A 15,192-nucleotide genomic window follows, 5' to 3' on the forward strand; every position below is an offset into this window, starting at 1 on the left:
GTGGAGGGGTGTAGAAGTTGCATCGCGCCTCAAGGTATCCGAACGGCCCGATGTCGCCGTGGACTCCGACGTACTTTGAATCCTCATGCAGCCGCATGAGCTTGAATTCGAAGTTGCTCATGCTCTCATCCTTGATATTTGTGGCGTGAGTTCGCGGAATGCTGCTCACGGGCACTTGCGTGGACTGTGTCCTTCGGAATCGGCATCCGAATCCTTCAATCGAATGGATTGATCTTCTTGCTCAAGGATTTGGTCTTGTCGAGTGCCTTCTTCGGATCTGTTGCGACTTCTGCCACTCCGTGAGAAATCTTCTTGCTCTGCTTCTTGACGCCGTCCCAGTGCTCGACAGTTTTGGCGCCCACGTAAACGCCACCGAAACCCGCTGTCACTCCGAGACTCCAAGGACTCGGCGATGTCTCGGCCCATATGGAAGAGGCGTGAAAGCCCGACTCCGCAACATCTGCTACGTAGCTTGCACCTTCGCTGCGGGAGTCGAAATTCTTGCAGGGTGCTCCACGAGATATTACGTTGGCGGTGCTGTAGGCGGTAGAGATCCCGCTGCCCAGGATGCCGACACCACGTATCGCGCCCCCTGTTCTGAGGGCCGTCCGGAGCGAACTCCTCAGTGCCGGCAGTCGTTTGACATTGACGGCGCGGAGGTCTCGGTAAAGATTACTGCCGAGCTTCCAGAGGCCAGCCTGGATGGACGTGGGGACTTCGCCGGCGCGCGTGAGGCCGCCGTAGATCTGTGCAAGTCTGCTGTCGCCCAGGAGGAACTTCACAGAACAATTGACGGATATGCCTCGGAAGATCGGCCGTGTGCTTGACATGGCGTAGTTGAAAGCGCTTGTTATTCTATCGCTTATGAAACCGTTGGCCCAGGGCATTCTTTGGAGCCGTTGAAATCTCGGATTGCTCGAGATCGGATTTCCCACGGTGGACGGAAGCCGCGTTCCAGGTGCGTGCAGCGACCTGATCGGACCAAATGCTGCCAATTGCCTGATGGTTGTCGCTACGATCGCCCTGCGAATGGGCCCCGTCAAGATGAGTCTTTCGGCCCGGGTGAGAAGGGCGGACTGCCGTGGCCGCAGAAGACTGTTGATCAAGTGATTGCCGACAAGTACGCGTGTGATGTTGGTCGTGTGGAGAAACGCTGCTCCTCTGTACCGCACCACGCCTCTGATGTCCCCCGCCACCCCGAGAGCCCCGGCTATTTCTTCTTCGTAGTCCCCAAGCCCCGGTATCTGCGCAATCCCATGAGCCCGTATCCGGTCCACCCAGCTGTGCAGGGATTCGCCGGGTCTGCGGTGGAAGGCCTCGGACTTGGTGTGGCCGCTTGCTGGGATGCCGTAGGTGAGGACCAGGACCTCGGGCCGAGGACGCTCGCCCCCCACCTCGGCGATGTCCTCCGCGCCGAAGCCGGCCCAGCGCGCTCCCGCGGTGGGGTCGCCGTTCTCCAGGCGGACCGCGGCCGAGCGGCGGCGGAGGTCGGGTGCGGTTTCCCGGGTCCAGCTGCGCAGGGGCTTGAGGCCTGCCAGGTGGCTGGTGGCGTCCAGGCGGGAAGCCCGGGTGAACGCCTCGTCCAGCTTGTCGAGGAGGTCCCGCGGCCGTCGAGGAGCTTGGCCAGCTGGTCCAGGTCGTCCGGATTGACGCTCCGCATGCCGAGGGCACCCTCCCGTGGCGCTGTGCGTACGTCTGTGCGCTCAGCGTATGCAGAGGGGGCCGCCGCCGATCAACGGGTACCCGCGGCGCGGCGTGGGAGCCCCTTGATCGGCGGCGCCGTTCCTGCCGGGGACGTATCGCTTTTGACCCCGCTGGCCAACCCCGTTACGCTCAGACCTTGTGCCTGGGGTGTGCCCTGGCCCTCGTGCGTGTCTTCTGCCGTACGGGCGCCGTCACTGGCCGCACCGCAATCTGCGTTCCTTCCTGCCTGGCGGCGGGAGTCTGCAGCATTCGACACACCCGACCGCGTGGGTCGGCGACGTTCCAGGTTAGCTTCACATCGGCACACAGAAACCGGAGAAGTAGTGCCTACGATCCAGCAGCTGGTCCGCAAGGGCCGGCAGGACAAGGTCGAGAAGAACAAGACGCCCGCACTCGAGGGTTCCCCCCAGCGTCGCGGCGTCTGCACGCGTGTGTTCACCACCACCCCCAAGAAGCCGAACTCGGCGCTGCGGAAGGTCGCGCGTGTGCGTCTGACCTCCGGCATCGAGGTCACGGCCTACATCCCGGGTGAGGGACACAACCTGCAGGAGCACTCCATCGTGCTCGTGCGCGGCGGCCGTGTGAAGGACCTGCCGGGTGTTCGCTACAAGATCATCCGCGGCTCGCTCGACACCCAGGGTGTCAAGAACCGCAAGCAGGCCCGCAGCCGCTACGGCGCCAAGAAGGAGAAGTAAGAATGCCTCGTAAGGGCCCCGCCCCGAAGCGCCCGGTCATCATCGACCCGGTCTACGGTTCTCCTCTGGTGACCTCCCTCATCAACAAGGTGCTGCTGAACGGAAAGCGCTCCACCGCCGAGCGCATCGTCTACGGCGCCATGGAGGGCCTGCGCGAGAAGACCGGCAACGACCCGGTCATCACTCTCAAGCGCGCGCTCGAGAACATCAAGCCGACCCTCGAGGTCAAGTCCCGCCGTGTCGGTGGCGCCACCTACCAGGTGCCGGTCGAGGTCAAGCCCGGCCGCGCCAACACCCTGGCGCTGCGCTGGCTGGTCGGTTACTCCCGCGCCCGTCGCGAGAAGACCATGACCGAGCGTCTGCTCAACGAGCTTCTCGACGCCTCGAACGGCCTCGGTGCGGCCGTGAAGAAGCGCGAGGACACGCACAAGATGGCCGAGTCCAACAAGGCCTTCGCGCACTACCGCTGGTAGTCGCTACCCACATCGAGACCGAGAGAAGACTGAAGCCTTATGGCTACCACTTCACTTGACCTGGCCAAGGTCCGCAACATCGGGATCATGGCCCACATCGACGCGGGCAAGACGACGACCACCGAGCGGATCCTGTTCTACACCGGTGTCTCGTACAAGATCGGTGAGGTCCACGACGGCGCCGCCACCATGGACTGGATGGAGCAGGAGCAGGAGCGTGGCATCACGATCACCTCTGCTGCCACCACCTGTCACTGGCCGCTGGAAGACGTCGACCACACGATCAACATCATCGACACCCCGGGGCACGTGGACTTCACCGTAGAGGTGGAGCGTTCGCTGCGTGTCCTCGACGGTGCCGTGACGGTGTTCGACGGCGTCGCCGGCGTGGAGCCGCAGTCCGAGACCGTGTGGCGTCAGGCCGACCGCTACGGCGTTCCGCGTATCTGCTTCGTCAACAAGCTGGACCGTACCGGTGCCGAGTTCCACCGCTGCGTCGACATGATCGTCGACCGCCTCGGTGCGACTCCGCTGGTCATGCAGCTGCCCATCGGTGCCGAGGCCGACTTCCAGGGTGTCGTCGACCTCGTCCAGATGAAGGCGCTCGTCTGGTCGGCCGAGGCCGCCAAGGGCGAGGCCTACGACGTCGTGGACATCCCGGCGACGCACGCCGAGGCCGCCGAAGAGTGGCGCGGCAAGCTCCTCGAGGCCATCGCGGAGAACGACGAAGAGATGATGGAGCTGTACCTGGAGGGCACCGAGCCCACCGTGGAGCAGCTGTACGCGGCCGTGCGCCGCATCACCATCGCCTCCGGCAAGGGCGGCGACACCACCGTCACCCCCGTCTTCTGCGGTACCGCGTTCAAGAACAAGGGCGTCCAGCCCCTGCTCGACGCGGTCGTGCGCTACCTGCCCTCCCCCCTGGACGTCGAGGCCATCGAGGGCCACGACGTGAAGGACCCGGAGAAGACGGTCGCGCGCAAGCCCTCCGACGAGGAGCCGCTGTCGGCGCTGGCGTTCAAGATCATGAGCGACCCGCACCTCGGCAAGCTCACCTTCGTCCGGGTCTACTCGGGCCGCCTGGAGTCCGGCACCGCGGTGCTGAACTCCGTGAAGGGCAAGAAGGAGCGCATCGGCAAGATCTACCGCATGCACGCGAACAAGCGTGAGGAGATCGAGTCGGTGGGCGCGGGCGACATCATCGCCGTGATGGGTCTGAAGCAGACCACGACCGGTGAGACGCTCTGCGACGACAAGGCCCCGGTCATCCTGGAGTCCATGGACTTCCCGGCGCCGGTCATCCAGGTCGCCATCGAGCCCAAGTCCAAGGGCGACCAGGAGAAGCTGGGTGTCGCCATCCAGCGGCTCTCGGAGGAGGACCCCTCCTTCCAGGTCCACTCGGACGAGGAGACCGGCCAGACCATCATCGGCGGCATGGGCGAACTGCACCTCGAGGTGCTGGTCGACCGCATGAAGCGCGAGTTCAAGGTCGAGGCCAACGTCGGCAAGCCGCAGGTCGCGTACCGCGAGACCATCCGCAAGACGGTCGAGCGCGTGGACTACACCCACAAGAAGCAGACCGGTGGTACCGGTCAGTTCGCCAAGGTGCAGATCGCGATCGAGCCCATCACCGACGGCGACGTCTCGTACGAGTTCGTCAACAAGGTCACGGGTGGCCGCATCCCCAAGGAGTACATCCCCTCGGTGGACGCGGGCTGCCAGGAGGCCATGCAGTTCGGCATCCTCGCCGGTTACGAGATGACCGGTGTCCGCGTGACCCTGCTCGACGGTGCCTACCACGAGGTGGACTCCTCCGAGCTCGCGTTCAAGATCGCCGGCTCGCAGGCCTTCAAGGAGGCCGCGCGCAAGGCCGGTCCCGTGCTCCTCGAACCGATGATGGCCGTCGAGGTCACCACGCCCGAGGACTACATGGGCGACGTCATCGGCGACATCAACTCCCGCCGTGGCCAGATCCAGGCCATGGAGGAGCGCAGTGGCGCCCGGGTCGTCAAGGGCCTGGTTCCGCTGTCGGAGATGTTCGGCTACGTCGGAGACCTCCGCAGCAAGACGTCGGGTCGCGCAAGCTACTCGATGCAGTTCGACTCCTACGCCGAGGTTCCGCGGAACGTCGCCGAGGAGATCATCGCGAAGGCCAAGGGCGAGTAACTCAGCCGAGTTCACGCTTTAGGCTTGACTCCGGAGCCTTCCGGGGCATTCCGCCGCAACAGCGGAGGAATGCCCCCGGGCCCGGACTTTCCAGCAAAGATCACCTGGCGCCGATGAAGCAAGGCGTTCAGAACCACTCCACAGGAGGACCCCAGTGGCGAAGGCGAAGTTCGAGCGGACTAAGCCGCACGTCAACATCGGCACCATCGGTCACATCGACCACGGTAAGACGACCCTCACGGCCGCCATTACCAAGGTGCTGCACGACGCGTACCCGGACCTGAACGAGGCCTCGGCCTTCGACCAGATCGACAAGGCTCCTGAGGAGCGCCAGCGCGGTATCACCATCTCCATCGCGCACGTCGAGTACCAGACGGAGACGCGTCACTACGCGCACGTCGACTGCCCCGGTCACGCGGACTACATCAAGAACATGATCACGGGTGCGGCGCAGATGGACGGCGCCATCCTCGTGGTCGCCGCCACCGACGGCCCGATGCCGCAGACCAAGGAGCACGTGCTCCTGGCCCGCCAGGTCGGCGTCCCGTACATCGTCGTCGCCCTGAACAAGGCCGACATGGTGGACGACGAGGAGATCCTGGAGCTCGTCGAGCTCGAGGTCCGTGAGCTCCTCTCCGAGTACGAGTTCCCGGGCGACGACGTTCCGGTCGTCAAGGTCTCCGCTCTGAAGGCGCTCGAGGGCGACAAGGAGTGGGGCGAGTCGGTCCTCAACCTGATGAAGGCCGTCGACGAGTCCATCCCGGAGCCCGAGCGCGACGTCGACAAGCCGTTCCTGATGCCGATCGAGGACGTCTTCACGATCACCGGTCGTGGCACCGTCGTCACCGGTCGTATCGAGCGCGGCATCCTCAAGGTCAACGAGACCGTCGACATCATCGGCATCAAGACCGAGAAGACCACCACCACGGTCACCGGCATCGAGATGTTCCGCAAGCTGCTCGACGAGGGCCAGGCCGGTGAGAACGTCGGCCTCCTGCTCCGCGGCATCAAGCGCGAGGACGTCGAGCGCGGCCAGGTCATCATCAAGCCCGGTTCGGTCACCCCGCACACCGAGTTCGAGGCCCAGGCCTACATCCTGTCGAAGGACGAGGGTGGCCGTCACACCCCCTTCTTCAACAACTACCGCCCGCAGTTCTACTTCCGTACGACTGACGTGACCGGCGTCGTGACCCTCCCCGAGGGCACCGAGATGGTCATGCCGGGCGACAACACCGAAATGACCGTCGAGCTGATCCAGCCCGTCGCCATGGAGGAGGGCCTGAAGTTCGCCATCCGCGAGGGTGGCCGGACCGTGGGTGCCGGCCAGGTCACCAAGATCAACAAGTAAGCTCCGCTTGCCTGTTGGCCTGAGTGCCTGGTAGCTCGCTGAGCAACCGGGAAGGGCCCGTACGGACCGTGGGAGACCGCGGTGCCGTACGGGCCCTTTCGCCTGTCCGCGCCTTGTGCCGGAAGGGGGGCGCGGCCCGCCCGGGCTCCGGGTGAACGGCCCGTGCGCCCGGCGTGCGTTTGAAACTCGCGCCCCCCGGGGTAGGGTTTACGACCCGATTGGCCAGGGCCCTGTCCCGTATGGCAAACTATCGGGGTTGCTCGGTTGAGTGCCGATGCTGCGCGCCTCCCGCCGGGAGGACCGGAAGCGAGTCCCACAGTACTCGTCGTCCCAACTGCCAGTTCTTTGCAGGACTTCGGTCCTGTGGGCAGCGCTGGGGCGGACGTACGGGAATCTTTCGGGAAGTGCGGTGGGGTGCCTCGGCCAGGGCGCCCGGTGGGTGTCTCACCCCCGGTTCCGCGGTCGTCGATCGCGATCCCTCGGCAGGGAAGGCCTTCGGGACATCCCTGTCAGGCGGAGCGCGACACGCCCGACCGCGTGGGTCGGAGGCGGGGCGGCAGGAAAGCCCCCGGGTTCCAGAGCGTTGACGAGAGACAGGACTACGAAGTAGCCATGGCGGGACAGAAGATCCGCATCCGGCTCAAGGCCTACGACCACGAGGTCATCGACTCCTCGGCGAAGAAGATCGTCGAGACGGTGACGCGTACTGGTGCGTCGGTCGCGGGCCCGGTGCCGCTGCCCACTGAGAAGAACGTGTACTGCGTCATCAAGTCGCCGCACAAGTACAAGGACGCGCGCGAGCACTTCGAGATGCGTACGCACAAGCGCCTGATCGACATCCTCGACCCGACGCCCAAGACCGTTGACTCGCTGATGCGCCTGGACCTTCCGGCCGGCGTCGACATCGAGATCAAGCTCTGAGAGGCGCGGAAGAGATGACCAAGCAGATCAAGGGCATCCTGGGCGAGAAGCTCGGCATGACCCAGGTCTGGGACGAGAACAACCGTGTCGTCCCGGTGACCGTGGTCAAGGCCGGGCCCTGTGTCGTTACCCAGGTCCGTACGAATGACAGTGACGGCTACGAGTCGGTCCAGATCGCCTTCGGCGAGATCGACCCGCGCAAGGTGAACAAGCCCCTCAAGGGCCACTTCGCCAAGGCCGACGTCACCCCCCGTCGCCACCTCGTCGAGATCCGTACCGCCGACGCCGGCGAGTACACCCTCGGCCAGGAGCTGACCGCCGAGACCTTCGAGGCCGGCCTCAAGGTCGACGTGACCGGCAAGAGCAAGGGCAAGGGCTTCGCCGGTGTCATGAAGCGTCACAACTTCAAGGGCCTCGGCGCCGGTCACGGCACCCAGCGCAAGCACCGCTCGCCCGGTTCCATCGGCGGCTGCGCCACCCCGGGCCGCGTGTTCAAGGGCCTGCGCATGGCGGGCCGCATGGGCAACGAGCGGGTCACCACCCAGAACCTGACCGTCCACGCCGTTGACGCGGAGAAGGGTCTGCTGCTCATCAAGGGCGCGGTTCCCGGTCCGAACGGCGGCCTCGTCCTGGTCCGCACCGCGGCCAAGGGGGCCTGAGGTAACGATGAGCACTGTTGACATCCTTTCGCCGGCAGGCGACAAGGCCGGGACCGTCGAGCTCCCCGCGGAGATCTTCGACGCGAAGGTCAGCATCCCGCTGATCCACCAGGTCGTCGTCGCCCAGCTGGCCGCTGCCCGCCAGGGCACGCACAAGACCAAGACCCGTGGCGAGGTCCGCGGTGGTGGCAAGAAGCCCTACCGCCAGAAGGGCACCGGCCGCGCGCGTCAGGGCTCGACCCGTGCGCCGCAGTTCGCCGGCGGTGGCGTCGTCCACGGCCCCGTGCCGCGTGACTACTCGCAGCGGACCCCGAAGAAGATGAAGGCCGCCGCCCTGCGCGGTGCCCTCACCGACCGGGCGCGCAACAGCCGCATCCACGTCGTCTCCGGCGTGGTCGACGGCGACATCTCCACCAAGGCCGCGAAGTCCCTGTTCGGCAAGATCTCGGAGCGCAAGAACCTGCTCCTGGTCGTCGAGCGTGCGGACGAGGCCGCGTGGCTGTCCGCCCGCAACCTGCCCCAGGTGCACATCCTGGAGCCGGGCCAGCTGAACACGTACGACGTGATGCGCTCCGACGACGTGGTCTTCACCCAGGCCGCTCTGGAGTCCTTCGTGTCCGGCCCGCAGAAGGCTGACCAGACCGAAGGGAGCGAGGCCTGATGGCTACGCGTCACCCGAGCATTGCGCCCAAGGCCGCCAAGGCCGCGAAGGCCGCGCGCGTCGCCAAGGCGAAGCGCCACGCCACCGAGGGCAAGAACACCGTCGAGACGCCGCTGAGCAAGAGCTTCACGGACCCCCGTGACGTGCTGCTCAAGCCGGTCGTCTCCGAGAAGAGCTACGCGCTGCTCGACGAGGGCAAGTACACCTTCGTCGTGGACCCGCGTGCCAACAAGACCCAGATCAAGGAGGCCGTCCAGGCGGTCTTCTCGGTCAAGGTCACCGGGGTCAACACGATCAACCGCCAGGGCAAGCGCAAGCGGACCCGCACCGGCTTCGGCAAGCGTGCCGACAGCAAGCGCGCGATCGTGACCCTCGCCGAGGGCGACCGTATCGACATCTTCGGCCAGGCCTCCTAACGGAGTGCCCTGGTCCGATATCGGACGAGGACTGAGAAATGGGTATCCGCAAGTACAAGCCGACGACTCCGGGCCGTCGTGGCTCCAGCGTCGCCGACTTCGTCGAGGTCACGCGGTCCACGCCGGAGAAGTCGCTGGTCCGCCCGCTGCACAGCAAGGGCGGCCGTAACAACACCGGTCGTGTGACCGTTCGCCACCAGGGTGGCGGACACAAGCGCGCCTACCGCGTGATCGACTTCCGTCGTCACGACAAGGACGGCGTGCCGGCGAAGGTCGCGCACATCGAGTACGACCCCAACCGCACCGCGCGCATCGCGCTGCTGCACTACGCCGACGGCGAGAAGCGCTACATCCTCGCGCCGCGCGGCCTCGGGCAGGGCGACCGCGTCGAGAACGGCCCGGGCGCCGACATCAAGCCGGGCAACAACCTGGCGCTCCGCAACATCCCGGTCGGTACGACCCTGCACGCGATCGAGCTCCGCCCCGGCGGCGGCGCCAAGTTCGCGCGCTCGGCCGGTGCCTCGGTGCAGCTGCTCGCCAAGGAGGGCGCGATGGCGCACCTCCGTATGCCGTCCGGTGAGATCCGCCTGGTCGACGTGCGCTGCCGCGCCACCGTCGGCGAGGTCGGCAACGCCGAGCAGTCGAACATCAACTGGGGCAAGGCCGGCCGCAAGCGCTGGCTCGGCGTCCGCCCGACCGTCCGCGGTGTGGCGATGAACCCGGTTGACCACCCGCACGGTGGTGGTGAGGGCAAGACCTCCGGTGGTCGCCACCCGGTCAGCCCGTGGGGTCAGAAGGAGGGTCGTACTCGTTCTCCCAAGAAGGCGAGCAACAAGTACATCGTCCGCCGCCGCAAGACGAACAAGAAGCGCTAGGAGCGGGTTCAGATGCCGCGCAGTCTCAAGAAGGGGCCCTTCGTCGACGACCACCTGATCAAGAAGGTGGACGCCCAGAACGAAGCCGGTTCCAAGAACGTCATCAAGACCTGGTCCCGTCGCTCGATGATCATCCCGGCCATGCTCGGCCACACGATCGCGGTGCACAACGGCAAGACCCACATCCCGGTGTTCGTCACCGAGTCGATGGTCGGCCACAAGCTCGGCGAGTTCTCGCCGACTCGCACCTTCCGCGGCCACGTCAAGGACGACCGGAAGTCGAAGCGCCGCTAAGGCGGGGTGGAAACGATCATGACAAACACCGAAGGGACAACCATGGAAGCCAGGGCCCAGGCGCGGTTCATCCGCGTCACGCCCATGAAGGCCCGCCGCGTGGTGGACCTCATCCGTGGCATGGACGCCACGGAGGCTCAGGCGGTCCTGCGTTTCGCCCCGCAGGCCGCGAGCGTGCCGGTCGGCAAGGTGCTGGACAGCGCCATCGCCAACGCCGCGCACAACTACGACCACACCGACGCCGACAGCCTCTTCATCTCCGAGGCGTACGTCGACGAGGGCCCGACCCTGAAGCGGTTCCGGCCGCGCGCCCAGGGCCGCGCCTACCGGATCCGCAAGCGGACCAGCCACATCACCGTGGTCGTCAGCAGCAAGGAAGGAACCCGGTAATGGGCCAGAAGGTAAACCCGCACGGGTTCCGGCTCGGTGTCACCACCGACTTCAAGTCGCGCTGGTACGCCGACAAGCTCTACAAGGACTACGTCAAGGAAGACGTCGCCATCCGCCGGATGATGACGTCCGGCATGGAGCGCGCCGGCATCTCCAAGGTGGAGATCGAGCGCACCCGTGACCGCGTCCGCGTGGACATCCACACCGCCCGCCCGGGCATCGTCATCGGCCGCCGCGGCGCCGAGGCCGACCGCATCCGCGGTGACCTCGAGAAGCTCACCGGCAAGCAGGTCCAGCTGAACATCCTCGAGGTCAAGAACCCCGAGACCGATGCCCAGCTGGTCGCCCAGGCCGTTGCCGAGCAGCTGTCCTCCCGCGTCTCCTTCCGCCGTGCCATGCGCAAGAGCATGCAGACGGCGATGAAGGCCGGCGCCAAGGGCATCAAGATCCAGTGCGGCGGCCGTCTCGGCGGCGCCGAGATGTCCCGCTCGGAGTTCTACCGCGAGGGCCGCGTGCCCCTGCACACGCTCCGCGCGAACGTCGACTACGGCTTCTTCGAGGCCAAGACCACCTTCGGCCGCATCGGCGTGAAGGTCTGGATCTACAAGGGCGACGTCAAGAACATCGCCGAGGTCCGCGCCGAGAACGCCGCGGCCCGTGCCGGCAACCGTCCGGCCCGCGGCGGCAGCGACCGCCCGGCCCGCGGTGGCCGCGGTGGCGAGCGTGGCGGACGCGGCCGCAAGCCCCAGCAGTCGGCTCCGGCCGCCGAGGCCCCCAAGGCCGAGGCTCCCGCCGCTGCTGAGGCCGCCACCCCTTCTAGCGGCGGAACGGAGGCCTGACCGAAATGCTGATCCCCCGCAGGGTCAAGCACCGCAAGCAGCACCACCCGAAGCGCCGTGGTCAGGCCAAGGGCGGTACGACGGTTGCGTTCGGTGAGTACGGTATTCAGGCGGTGACCCCGGCCTATGTGACGAACCGTCAGATCGAGGCCGCGCGTATCGCCATGACCCGTCACATCAAGCGTGGCGGCAAGGTCTGGATCAACATCTACCCGGACCGCCCGCTGACGAAGAAGCCCGCCGAGACCCGCATGGGTTCCGGTAAGGGTTCGCCGGAGTGGTGGGTCGCGAACGTTCACCCGGGACGGGTGATGTTCGAACTGTCCTACCCGAACGAGAAGATTGCGCGTGAGGCGCTTACCCGCGCTGCTCACAAGCTTCCGATGAAGTGCCGCATTGTCCGGCGCGAGGCAGGTGAAGCGTGATGTCGGCCGGTACCAAGGCGTCCGAGCTGCGCGAGCTGGGCAACGAGGAGCTTCTGGCGAAGCTTCGCGAGGCCAAGGAAGAGCTGTTCAACCTCCGCTTCCAGGCGGCGACCGGACAGCTCGAGAACCACGGCCGGCTCAAGGCCGTCCGCAAGGACATCGCGCGGATCTACACCCTCATGCGTGAGCGCGAGCTGGGCATCGAGACGGTGGAGAGCGCCTGATGAGCGAGAGCAACGTGACTACTGAATCCAACAGCGGCTCCGCCGCGGGGAAGACCGCGCGCGGTTTCCGCAAGACCCGCGAGGGCCTGGTCGTCAGCGACAAGATGGACAAGACCGTCGTCGTCGCCGTCGAGGACCGCGTGAAGCACGCGCTGTACGGCAAGGTCATCCGCCGTACGAACAAGCTCAAGGCGCACGACGAGCAGAACGCTGCGGGCGTCGGCGACCGCGTCCTCCTCATGGAGACCCGGCCGCTGTCCGCGACGAAGCGCTGGCGCATCGTCGAGATCCTCGAGAAGGCCAAGTAATTCCCCGCCGGTTCCCTCACCGGAACCGGCCCGGAGTTCTTGATTCGAAAAATTGCCTGAGGGGTTTCCCTCGGGTTCGTTCCGCCAGGCTCGGCGAGAAGTGCGAGGCATTCGCGCTTCTCGCCGGGAACCGGCAGACATTCAGGAGATAGACGTGATCCAGCAGGAGTCGCGACTGCGTGTCGCCGACAACACGGGTGCGAAGGAAATCCTCACCATCCGTGTTCTCGGTGGTTCCGGTCGCCGCTACGCGGGCATCGGTGACGTCATCGTCGCCACCGTCAAGGACGCGATCCCCGGTGGCAACGTGAAGAAGGGTGACGTCGTCAAGGCGGTCATCGTTCGCACCGTCAAGGAGCGCCGCCGTCCCGACGGCTCGTACATCCGCTTCGACGAGAACGCCGCCGTCATTCTCAAGAACGACGGCGACCCTCGCGGCACCCGTATCTTCGGCCCGGTCGGCCGTGAGCTGCGCGAGAAGAAGTTCATGAAGATCATCTCGCTCGCGCCGGAGGTGCTGTAAGCATGAAGATCAAGAAGGGCGACCTGGTCCAGGTCATCACCGGTAAGGACAAGGGCAAGCAGGGCAAGGTCATTGCCGCTTTCCCGCGCGAGGAGCGCGTCCTGGTCGAGGGTGTCAACCGGGTCAAGAAGCACACCAAGGCCGGTCCCACCGCCTCCGGCTCGCAGGCCGGCGGCATCGTGACCACCGAGGCGCCTGTGCACGTGTCCAACGTGCAGCTGGTCGTGGAGAAGGACGGCAACAAGGTCGTCACCCGCGTCGGCTACCGCTTCGACGAGGACGGCAACAAGATCCGCGTTGCCAAGCGGACCGGTGAGGACATCTGATGACTGCCACCACCACTTCCCCCCGCCTGAAGCTCAAGTACCGCGAGGAAATCGCCGGCAAGCTGCGTGAGGAGTTCTCGTACGAGAACGTCATGCAGGTTCCGGGCCTCGTCAAGATCGTGGTCAACATGGGTGTGGGCGACGCCGCCCGCGACTCCAAGCTGATCGAGGGCGCCATCAAGGACCTCACCACGATCACCGGTCAGAAGCCGGCCGTCACCAAGGCCCGTAAGTCCATCGCGCAGTTCAAGCTGCGCGAGGGCCAGCCGATCGGTGCCCACGTCACGCTTCGTGGCGACCGCATGTGGGAGTTCCTGGACCGCACCCTGTCGCTGGCGCTCCCGCGCATCCGCGACTTCCGCGGTCTGTCCCCCAAGCAGTTCGACGGCCGTGGCAACTACACCTTCGGTCTCACGGAGCAGGTCATGTTCCACGAGATCGACCAGGACAAGATCGACCGCGTCCGGGGTATGGACATCACCGTGGTCACCACGGCGACCAACGACGCTGAGGGCCGCGCGCTCCTTCGTCACCTCGGCTTCCCGTTCAAGGAGGCGTGAGCGAGATGGCGAAGAAGGCTCTGATTGCCAAGGCTGCTCGTAAGCCCAAGTTCGGTGTGCGTGCCTACACCCGCTGCCAGCGCTGTGGCCGCCCGCACTCCGTGTACCGCAAGTTCGGCCTGTGCCGCGTCTGCCTTCGTGAGATGGCTCACCGCGGTGAACTGCCGGGCGTGACCAAGAGCTCCTGGTAAATCCCCTTCAGGGATCACCGGAAGCTCTCGGTAAGCAAAGGGTCTGGCAGAAGGCCCTCCCCGCATGCCCTAGGCTTGGGGGGTTGGGCCTCTGCCGCCCGTCCGCGGGCTCCTGCCCGCAAGTCAACGCTTACTACGCCGTAGGTCCCCGCGCCGCACCCGTCCCGCCCATGAGCGGGGAGAGGGATGGCGCATACAGGAAACCCCGGCGAGAGAGGCCGAAGGCCAATTCATGACCATGACTGATCCGATCGCGGACATGCTGACTCGTCTGCGTAACGCGAACTCGGCGTACCACGACACCGTGGGTATGCCGCACAGCAAGATCAAGTCGCACATCGCGGAGATCCTCCAGCAGGAGGGCTTCATCACGGGCTGGAAGGTCGAGGACGCCGAGGTCGGCAAGAACCTCGTCCTGGAGCTGAAGTTCGGCCCCAACCGTGAGCGCTCCATCGCGGGCATCAAGCGGATCTCCAAGCCCGGTCTCCGGGTGTACGCGAAGTCCACCAACCTGCCGAAGGTGCTCGGCGGCCTGGGCGTGGCCATCATCTCCACGTCGCACGGTCTGCTCACCGACAAGCAGGCAGGCAAGAAGGGTGTGGGCGGGGAAGTCCTCGCCTACGTCTGGTAATCGGGAACGGAGGAATAGCAATGTCGCGCATCGGCAAGCTCCCCATCCCGGTTCCCACCGGCGTGGACGTCACCATCGACGGCAGCACCGTGAGTGTGAAGGGTCCCAAGGGCTCCCTCTCCCACACGATCGTGGCGCCGATCGGCATCGCCAAGGGTGAGGACGGCGTTCTCAACGTCACCCGCCCCAACGACGAGCGTCAGAACAAGGCCCTGCACGGCCTGTCCCGCACGCTGGTGGCGAACATGATCACCGGTGTGACCCAGGGATACGTGAAGAAGCTCGAGATCAGCGGTGTCGGCTACCGCGTCCTCGCGAAGGGCTCCAACCTGGAGTTCTCGCTGGGCTACAGCCACCCGATCCTGGTCGAGGCCCCGGAGGGCATCACCTTCAAGGTGGAGTCCCCGACCAAGCTCTCGGTCGAGGGCATCGACAAGCAGAAGGTCGGCGAGGTTGCGGCCAACATCCGCAAGCTGCGCAAGCCCGACCCGTACAAGGCCAAGGGCGTCAAGTACGAGGGCGAAGTCATCCGCCGCAAGGTCGGAAAGGCGGGTAAGTAAGCC

At 65.8% G+C, this 15,192-nt stretch carries 22 protein-coding genes; 21 read left to right on the forward strand and 1 reads right to left on the reverse strand.

From position 1 onward, the window contains the following. Positions 1–215 precede the first annotated feature (215 nt). A complete protein-coding gene (locus tag MID12_RS20025) occupies positions 216–782 on the reverse strand; it encodes a hypothetical protein (protein ID WP_263169442.1) in 567 nt (188 codons plus the stop codon). A 1,245-nt stretch (positions 783–2,027) separates the two neighbouring features. Here MID12_RS20025 and rpsL point away from each other — a divergent pair. From rpsL to rplF, 21 genes are all read left to right on the forward strand, one after another. Further along, a complete protein-coding gene (gene rpsL / locus MID12_RS20030) occupies positions 2,028–2,399 on the forward strand; it encodes a 30S ribosomal protein S12 (RefSeq protein ID WP_003948652.1) in 372 nt (123 codons plus the stop codon). A 2-nt stretch (positions 2,400–2,401) separates the two neighbouring features. Further along, positions 2,402–2,872: a 30S ribosomal protein S7 gene (gene rpsG, locus MID12_RS20035; protein WP_003998848.1), complete on the forward strand. Its 471-nt coding sequence runs from the start codon at positions 2,402–2,404 to the stop codon at positions 2,870–2,872. Positions 2,873–2,911: 39 nt separating this feature from the next. Further along, a complete protein-coding gene (gene fusA / locus MID12_RS20040) occupies positions 2,912–5,038 on the forward strand; it encodes an elongation factor G (protein WP_040252667.1) in 2,127 nt (708 codons plus the stop codon). A gap of 154 nt (positions 5,039–5,192) precedes the next feature. Next, positions 5,193–6,386 carry an elongation factor Tu gene (gene tuf / locus MID12_RS20045; RefSeq protein ID WP_040252668.1) on the forward strand — a complete coding sequence of 398 codons (1,194 nt, stop codon included), beginning with the start codon at positions 5,193–5,195 and terminating at the stop codon, positions 6,384–6,386. Positions 6,387–6,998: 612 nt separating this feature from the next. Further along, positions 6,999–7,307 (forward strand): 30S ribosomal protein S10, encoded by a 309-nt coding sequence (gene rpsJ, locus MID12_RS20050; protein ID WP_014054162.1) that lies wholly within the window; start codon positions 6,999–7,001, stop codon positions 7,305–7,307. A 14-nt stretch (positions 7,308–7,321) separates the two neighbouring features. Next, on the forward strand, positions 7,322–7,966 hold the full coding sequence (gene rplC / locus MID12_RS20055; protein WP_040252674.1) for a 50S ribosomal protein L3: 645 nt from the start codon (positions 7,322–7,324) through the stop codon (positions 7,964–7,966). A 7-nt stretch (positions 7,967–7,973) separates the two neighbouring features. After that, entirely contained in the window at positions 7,974–8,627 is a 654-nt protein-coding gene (rplD, locus tag MID12_RS20060; RefSeq protein WP_040252676.1) for a 50S ribosomal protein L4, read from the forward strand. Beyond that, positions 8,627–9,043 carry a 50S ribosomal protein L23 gene (rplW, locus tag MID12_RS20065; protein WP_040252678.1) on the forward strand — a complete coding sequence of 139 codons (417 nt, stop codon included), beginning with the start codon at positions 8,627–8,629 and terminating at the stop codon, positions 9,041–9,043. Before rplD ends, rplW begins: the two co-directional genes overlap by 1 nt. Before the next feature lie 38 nt (positions 9,044–9,081). After that, on the forward strand, positions 9,082–9,918 hold the full coding sequence (gene rplB / locus MID12_RS20070; protein WP_040252680.1) for a 50S ribosomal protein L2: 837 nt from the start codon (positions 9,082–9,084) through the stop codon (positions 9,916–9,918). Between the two features lie 12 nt (positions 9,919–9,930). After that, positions 9,931–10,212 carry a 30S ribosomal protein S19 gene (rpsS, locus tag MID12_RS20075; RefSeq protein WP_010986346.1) on the forward strand — a complete coding sequence of 94 codons (282 nt, stop codon included), beginning with the start codon at positions 9,931–9,933 and terminating at the stop codon, positions 10,210–10,212. Between the two features lie 42 nt (positions 10,213–10,254). Then, positions 10,255–10,602, forward strand: a complete 348-nt coding sequence (rplV, locus tag MID12_RS20080) for a 50S ribosomal protein L22 (RefSeq protein ID WP_040252685.1) — start codon at positions 10,255–10,257, stop codon at positions 10,600–10,602. After that, positions 10,602–11,441: a 30S ribosomal protein S3 gene (rpsC, locus tag MID12_RS20085; protein ID WP_040252687.1), complete on the forward strand. Its 840-nt coding sequence runs from the start codon at positions 10,602–10,604 to the stop codon at positions 11,439–11,441. Before rplV ends, rpsC begins: the two co-directional genes overlap by 1 nt. 5 nt (positions 11,442–11,446) lie before the next feature. After that, on the forward strand, positions 11,447–11,866 hold the full coding sequence (rplP, locus tag MID12_RS20090; RefSeq protein WP_040252689.1) for a 50S ribosomal protein L16: 420 nt from the start codon (positions 11,447–11,449) through the stop codon (positions 11,864–11,866). Continuing rightward, positions 11,866–12,090 carry a 50S ribosomal protein L29 gene (gene rpmC, locus MID12_RS20095; RefSeq protein WP_003974259.1) on the forward strand — a complete coding sequence of 75 codons (225 nt, stop codon included), beginning with the start codon at positions 11,866–11,868 and terminating at the stop codon, positions 12,088–12,090. Before rplP ends, rpmC begins: the two co-directional genes overlap by 1 nt. After that, complete coding sequence (gene rpsQ / locus MID12_RS20100) at positions 12,090–12,398, forward strand: 30S ribosomal protein S17 (protein WP_040252692.1); 309 nt, start codon at positions 12,090–12,092, stop codon at positions 12,396–12,398. Before rpmC ends, rpsQ begins: the two co-directional genes overlap by 1 nt. Before the next feature lie 154 nt (positions 12,399–12,552). Then, complete coding sequence (gene rplN, locus MID12_RS20105) at positions 12,553–12,921, forward strand: 50S ribosomal protein L14 (protein WP_003974257.1); 369 nt, start codon at positions 12,553–12,555, stop codon at positions 12,919–12,921. Between the two features lie 2 nt (positions 12,922–12,923). After that, positions 12,924–13,247, forward strand: coding sequence for a 50S ribosomal protein L24 (gene rplX / locus MID12_RS20110; RefSeq protein WP_040252695.1), 324 nt, complete (start codon positions 12,924–12,926; stop codon positions 13,245–13,247). Further along, on the forward strand, positions 13,247–13,807 hold the full coding sequence (gene rplE, locus MID12_RS20115; RefSeq protein ID WP_040252696.1) for a 50S ribosomal protein L5: 561 nt from the start codon (positions 13,247–13,249) through the stop codon (positions 13,805–13,807). The genes rplX and rplE overlap by 1 nt, the downstream gene beginning before the upstream one ends. A gap of 5 nt (positions 13,808–13,812) precedes the next feature. Further along, positions 13,813–13,998, forward strand: a complete 186-nt coding sequence (locus MID12_RS20120) for a type Z 30S ribosomal protein S14 (RefSeq protein ID WP_003956452.1) — start codon at positions 13,813–13,815, stop codon at positions 13,996–13,998. Between the two features lie 232 nt (positions 13,999–14,230). Next, on the forward strand, positions 14,231–14,629 hold the full coding sequence (gene rpsH / locus MID12_RS20125; protein WP_010986352.1) for a 30S ribosomal protein S8: 399 nt from the start codon (positions 14,231–14,233) through the stop codon (positions 14,627–14,629). A 20-nt stretch (positions 14,630–14,649) separates the two neighbouring features. Next, positions 14,650–15,189, forward strand: a complete 540-nt coding sequence (gene rplF, locus MID12_RS20130) for a 50S ribosomal protein L6 (RefSeq protein WP_040252697.1) — start codon at positions 14,650–14,652, stop codon at positions 15,187–15,189. The last annotated feature ends 3 nt before the right edge of the window (positions 15,190–15,192 follow it).

This window comes from Streptomyces sp. SCSIO ZS0520, assembly GCF_025643355.1.
Lineage (GTDB): Bacteria > Actinomycetota > Actinomycetes > Streptomycetales > Streptomycetaceae > Streptomyces > Streptomyces physcomitrii.

Coding starts and splice junctions, on each gene's coding strand:
- rpsG (WP_003998848.1), top strand. CDS start 2,402: ATGCCTCGTAAGGGCCCCGCCCCGAAGCGCCCGGTCATCATCGACCCG.
- fusA (WP_040252667.1), top strand. CDS start 2,912: ATGGCTACCACTTCACTTGACCTGGCCAAGGTCCGCAACATCGGGATC.
- rpsJ (WP_014054162.1), top strand. CDS start 6,999: ATGGCGGGACAGAAGATCCGCATCCGGCTCAAGGCCTACGACCACGAG.
- rplC (WP_040252674.1), top strand. CDS start 7,322: ATGACCAAGCAGATCAAGGGCATCCTGGGCGAGAAGCTCGGCATGACC.
- rplD (WP_040252676.1), top strand. CDS start 7,974: ATGAGCACTGTTGACATCCTTTCGCCGGCAGGCGACAAGGCCGGGACC.
- rplW (WP_040252678.1), top strand. CDS start 8,627: ATGGCTACGCGTCACCCGAGCATTGCGCCCAAGGCCGCCAAGGCCGCG.
- rplB (WP_040252680.1), top strand. CDS start 9,082: ATGGGTATCCGCAAGTACAAGCCGACGACTCCGGGCCGTCGTGGCTCC.
- rpsS (WP_010986346.1), top strand. CDS start 9,931: ATGCCGCGCAGTCTCAAGAAGGGGCCCTTCGTCGACGACCACCTGATC.
- rplV (WP_040252685.1), top strand. CDS start 10,255: ATGGAAGCCAGGGCCCAGGCGCGGTTCATCCGCGTCACGCCCATGAAG.
- rpsC (WP_040252687.1), top strand. CDS start 10,602: ATGGGCCAGAAGGTAAACCCGCACGGGTTCCGGCTCGGTGTCACCACC.
- rplP (WP_040252689.1), top strand. CDS start 11,447: ATGCTGATCCCCCGCAGGGTCAAGCACCGCAAGCAGCACCACCCGAAG.
- rpmC (WP_003974259.1), top strand. CDS start 11,866: ATGTCGGCCGGTACCAAGGCGTCCGAGCTGCGCGAGCTGGGCAACGAG.
- rpsQ (WP_040252692.1), top strand. CDS start 12,090: ATGAGCGAGAGCAACGTGACTACTGAATCCAACAGCGGCTCCGCCGCG.
- rplX (WP_040252695.1), top strand. CDS start 12,924: ATGAAGATCAAGAAGGGCGACCTGGTCCAGGTCATCACCGGTAAGGAC.
- rplE (WP_040252696.1), top strand. CDS start 13,247: ATGACTGCCACCACCACTTCCCCCCGCCTGAAGCTCAAGTACCGCGAG.
- MID12_RS20120 (WP_003956452.1), top strand. CDS start 13,813: ATGGCGAAGAAGGCTCTGATTGCCAAGGCTGCTCGTAAGCCCAAGTTC.
- rpsH (WP_010986352.1), top strand. CDS start 14,231: ATGACCATGACTGATCCGATCGCGGACATGCTGACTCGTCTGCGTAAC.
- rplF (WP_040252697.1), top strand. CDS start 14,650: ATGTCGCGCATCGGCAAGCTCCCCATCCCGGTTCCCACCGGCGTGGAC.